This is a genomic window from Frankia sp. KB5 (assembly GCF_002099325.1).
Lineage (GTDB): Bacteria > Actinomycetota > Actinomycetes > Frankiales > Frankiaceae > Frankia > Frankia casuarinae.
The window spans coordinates 1-4,758 of sequence record NZ_MRUJ01000063.1 but is presented as its reverse complement, the minus strand read 5'-3'; the positions used below and the strand labels follow the sequence as shown (position 1 = coordinate 4,758).

Annotated in this window: 4 protein-coding genes and 1 tRNA gene; 1 reads left to right on the top strand and 4 read right to left on the bottom strand. The window is 69.7% G+C overall.

Features of this window, described 5'->3' with window-relative positions; all coding sequences use genetic code 11:
• The first annotated feature begins 265 nt into the window (after nucleotides 1-265).
• A complete protein-coding gene (locus KBI5_RS07330) occupies nucleotides 266-1,630 on the top strand; it encodes a transposase (RefSeq protein WP_085014760.1) in 1,365 nt (454 codons plus the stop codon).
• Nucleotides 1,631-1,683: 53 nt separating this feature from the next.
• Here the strand turns inward: KBI5_RS07330 and KBI5_RS07325 are convergent.
• The 4 genes from KBI5_RS07325 to KBI5_RS07310 form a co-directional block, all read right to left on the bottom strand.
• Nucleotides 1,684-1,759: transfer RNA gene (locus KBI5_RS07325), tRNA-Glu, on the bottom strand.
• Nucleotides 1,760-1,967: 208 nt separating this feature from the next.
• Nucleotides 1,968-2,720, bottom strand: coding sequence for a hypothetical protein (locus KBI5_RS07320; RefSeq protein WP_011434575.1), 753 nt, complete (start codon nucleotides 2,718-2,720; stop codon nucleotides 1,968-1,970).
• Nucleotides 2,721-3,264: 544 nt separating this feature from the next.
• Nucleotides 3,265-3,471: a developmental transcriptional regulator BldC gene (gene bldC / locus KBI5_RS07315; RefSeq protein ID WP_071064922.1), complete on the bottom strand. Its 207-nt coding sequence runs from the start codon at nucleotides 3,469-3,471 to the stop codon at nucleotides 3,265-3,267.
• A 152-nt stretch (nucleotides 3,472-3,623) separates the two neighbouring features.
• Entirely contained in the window at nucleotides 3,624-4,454 is an 831-nt protein-coding gene (locus tag KBI5_RS07310) for a hypothetical protein (protein WP_085014758.1), read from the bottom strand.
• Between the last annotated feature and the right edge of the window lie 304 nt (nucleotides 4,455-4,758).

Here is a 4,758-nt window from a genome sequence, read left to right as displayed (position 1 = left end):
TGACATCAGCCTCCTCAACGTGATCGTGCGTGGCACAGGCCGCAGGGTGCTGTGCCACGTACAGCGTGTGCCACAGTCGCCGGGATGGTCGATTACCGCCCAGGTAATCGAGCCGCGGTCGGCGCGCACGCTCCGCGGCGGATTTCAGTGGGCTCGGGACGGACGGGCGGCTAGTGCGCCGGTCAAGTAGCCGTGTGTGATCTGTGGTAGGCAGCACCGGTGGGTGGGTGCCGGGTGCCAGCCTCTGATCGGAAGGTGCTGCCTGATGCGTCCTGGGGTGTGGCGTCCACCGGTGGAGCCCTCGGCTGCGGAACAAACAGTGATCAGGCTGGTGCGGCGGGCGAAGCTGTTCGTGTTCCTGCGCCGGTATCGGCATGAGCTGTTCGACGAGGCGTTCCAGACCGAGCTGGCCGAGGTCTACCGCGACAGTCCGAAGGGCCAGCCGCCGGTGCCGCCGGCGCAGYTGGCGTTGGCGCTGATCCTGCAGGCCTACACGGGTGTCTCCGACGACGAGGTGATCGAGGCGACGGTGATGGACCGGCGCTGGCAGCTGGTGCTGGACTGCCTGGACACCGACCGTACCCCGTTTGCCAAGGGCACCCTGGTGGGATTCCGTACCCGGCTGATCAACGCTGGGTGGGATCGGCGGCTGATCGCACGCACCATCGAGATCGCCATGGTGAGCGGGGGGTTCGGGCCGCGGGCGTTACGRGCGGCGTTGGACTCCAGTCCGTTGTGGGGCGCCGGCCGGGTCGAGGACACCCCGAACATGGGACACGCCCTGCGCAAGGCTCTGGGTGTGATCGCGGCCGGGCAGGGGTGGGGGCTGGACGAAGGAACCGCCGTCCTGGCCCGCCGGGCTGGGGCCCCGGTGCTGGCCGGATCCAGCCTGAAAGCCGCGTTGGACGCCGACTGGGACGACCCCGGCGAGCGGGACCACGCTCTGGCGGTGGTGCTGGCCGCCCTGGAGGCGGTGGAGACCTTCATCGCTGCCCAGCCCGCCCCGGTCGGGGCGGCTGTCGCGGTGGCCCGCCAGGTCCGTGACCAGGACGTCGAGACCACCCCGGCCGGTGTGGYCCGRCTGCGCCGCGGGGTAGCGAAAAACCTGACCGAGCTGCACATCGACCGGGCCTACCTGCCCTCCACTCTGGTCCGCGACCGCGACGAGAACCTGCAGGTGTTCTGTAAGGCGTGGCGAGTCCGCAACACCACCGGCCGGTATGACGAGACCGCTTTCACCCTGAACTTCGACCACGGCCAGCTCACCTGCCCGGCCGGGGTGGTCATGCCCTTCACCCCGGGCCGCACCGTCCGTTTCCCAGCAGCGACCTGCGCGGCCTGTCCCCTGCGGGAACAGTGCACCACCAGCACCCGCGGGCRCAGCGTGAGCATCCATCCCGACGAGACTCTGCTCGCCGAACTCCGTGAACGCCAGGCGACCCCGGCCGGCCGCGCCCGCCTGCGGGAACGCACCGCGGTCGAGCACACCCTCGCCCACGTCGGCCACTGGCAGGGCCGCCGCRCCCRCTACCRCGGGCAGCGCAAGAACCTGTTCTACCTCCGCCGCACCGCCGTCGTCCACAACCTCCACGTCATCGCCCGCCAAAGAAACGATCAGCAAGCAGCCTGACTACCTGACCGGCGCTCTAGATGTTAGCATTTAGTGGCCGATCGGCTACCCTCTGGTGCCCCCAACGGGATTCGAACCCGTGCTACCGCCTTGAAAGGGCGACGTCCTGGGCCGCTAGACGATGGGGGCGCGGCGACGACCCTCAGCGAGGCTGCGCATCCGCCCAACCGCGACGTCGATCGTCYGAAACACCGCAAGCATAGGGGATGGCCCGGTCGGACGACAAACCCTTCCCGGGCCGAWCCCGACCGCTCGGCATCCCCGTGGGAACGCTCCCCTGGCCGGCCAACCACCCGACTGCYCGGCCACCCGGCCACCCGGCTGCCCGGCTGCCGCGTCACCGGCCCTTCTCCAGGCGTGAACGGCCCGGCGCCTCCTGCCCCGCGGGGCGGCCTGCCGCGGGCGCGATGGCGCGGCGCGGGTCGACCCATCGGTAGCGGGAACGGAAGAAGGCTCGGACCGGCCGCCCCCCGATCGCGATCGAGTGCTCGATCCGCGCCGGCCCGGCGAGATCGAAACTCAGCGTGACCTCGTCGGCCCGGTCCCCGGGAGTGTTCGGATCATAGACACGGAGCGTGATCGACGTTCCGGCCTGGACGTAGGCGTAGGCGAGCACCTGATGGTTCAGGCCGAGCAGCCGCGGATCGGGGGAGCGCACCGTGATGATCCCGATCGGGGACAGCAACCCCTCGTCCAGATCGAGCCGGATCCGTGGCCACTCATCCGCCAGGCTCGTCCGCGCGACTCCCGGCCGGACCCGGATCCCCCGGTTGACGTCGGCATCGGCGCCCTGCATGAGCCGGTAGTAGCGGGCCACCCCCCGCGGGATGTCGAAGCTCTCCAGCAGGCGGCGGACGAGGTACGCGTACAGCGGGGAACCGACTGCCGGCGCCACGACGTCAGGCGGCGGCCCGATTCCGGCCTCGAACAGATCACGCACAGCGTAGATCATCCCGCCGCACAGGCCCCGGCTGGCGTCGCCGAGGCCCAGCCGCCGAGTCGACCATGGCGCCGAAACGGCCAACAACGGTTGCGGAGCGAAGCTGTTCGTGAACCGGAACGCGCTGGTACTGGGCCGGAAACCGGGCACAGTCGACTCCCGCCCCCAGCCCTGGTTATCGGCGCCGCCCGACGTCACGGTGCCGGGCGGGTTACGGCGCCAGGCGGCGGTCCAACGATGATCAACCTCCGGGCAGCTCGGATCTCTGTCCAGCGATCTCTGTCCAGCCTCTCGGCTGTCCAGGGCCTCGGCCGTCCGTCCAGTGCCTTGGCCCAGCGCGACGARACCGGCGGACAGCCGTAACGGCCGTCCGCCGGTTCCCCAGCAGGTCCACCCAGCGCCCTCCCGGTGCGGAGGTGGTCCTTGACGCGGGACGTCGGCGGGACAGGATCCCGACGCATGGGCTCACCCACATGCCGGACGACCCGACGCCTGGATCTATCTACCCCTCCATCAGCGGCCCGATGGTGATACCGCAGCCTCCGGCCGTCGTCCGATACGGGACGATCAACCGCTCTCGAGACCTTCGGCCCTATTCCGCGGGACTCACGACCGACAMCCTCGCACTGTCAGCCGTGCGGCCCGCACCCGAGGAGAGGAGGGGGCTCGTGCAACGCGCCAGGTTGGCGCGAACCTAGATGTCACTTCCGATGCTCGGAACTCCCTTCAACAGGGCACRCACCTCCGCCTCTCGGTACCGGCGGTGACCGCCCAGAGTCCGAATCGACGTCAGCTTTCCGGCCTTCGCCCACCGGGTCACGGTCTTCGGGTCTACCCGAAACATCGTGGCAACCTCGGCGGGCGTCARCAGCGGCTCAGCGTCTGGCGTTCGTGTCGTCATTGCGTTGGCCTCCCGTCACAGAGCGTCGCTCCGTCCCATACAGATCGTGCATCCTTCGGGGGCATTTCGGACATGGCACGTCAGGACCATCTACTGACTAGTCACAGCTCGTCCGACGCGGGCGGCAACTCTCAGTTAACAGAATGCGCCGATCAGCTCGCGGATTCCCGTGCCTGCAAGGGCCTCCACCTCATCAGGACTCGTTCGTAGGCTTCGACCGCTAGGTCTGTTCGCCCACGGCGTAACGCACTGACAGCCTCGACGATGTCCTCTACAGAGTTGTCGCGCCGAAGCATGTCATCGTCCAGCAGGTCAACTAGCCCGTCGTAGTCCAGTTCGACCCTGCTCTGCGGATGGAAGGACCCCAGCCAACGGGCCAGCTCGCCGACGCCCTCGACTCCTGGGGCGTCCGGAGAGCTCGCCCRCAGCGCCTCCACCGCCTCCACCGCCCGGCCCGCCCGCCGTCTGGCGAGGCTCATCGTGGTGCGGTAGATCATGGACCGCTCGGCAGTGTCCCCCGTGACCAGGGACCGTTCGGCCGGGTCGAAGAGCAGGAACCACGGCGGTGGCACCATCCAGGTACAGGTCTGCACGTGGACCTTGAGCGCGGGGCGGCGGGCCTTCCACCGGTCCAGCTCGACCTCGGCCGGCTCGATGATCCGCCGTGGCAGGAACGCCTCCGCGACGCGGTCGGGCATCAGGCCGCGGAACTCGAGCGCCGCCTGCCACACCCGCAGCTGGGTCGACCACGGACAGACGAACATCAGACCGTCGATCCACTGGACGAAGGCCGACTCGTCGGCGACGTCAAGGGTGGGATGGACGGTCGCGACCAGCGCCAGGACCCGCTCCCGGCGGGTCCCGGCCCGGCGCGAAGGCGGCCCCGCGGCGGCGTAACGCTGCCAGCGGCCACGTTCGGCCGCGGGAAAGGCAGCGAGCGGTTCGTACACCCGCAGATACGCCGCGGGGGAGACGACGGGCACCTCAGGACCCACTTACCGCGCGCGATCCGACCGACGACACCCACGCGGATGCCCTGGATCCTGGCATGCCTCGATCCTGGCACGTCCACACACAAGCCGTCCGGCCTACCGGCGCCGTAGGGTTCGCCAGGACACGATCTGCGGGCCCTGGGCGCGGCGCGGGGTGGTTGGCCCGCGCGCGGGATCAGGGCGGTGGGGGCCACGGGCCCCACGGAGGCCCCCAGAAGGCCCCCAGAAGGCCCCGAGGAGAGAGGTGCGCCATGTCGTCCCTGTTCAGCGCCGTTTGTGACCATGAGCAGGTGCT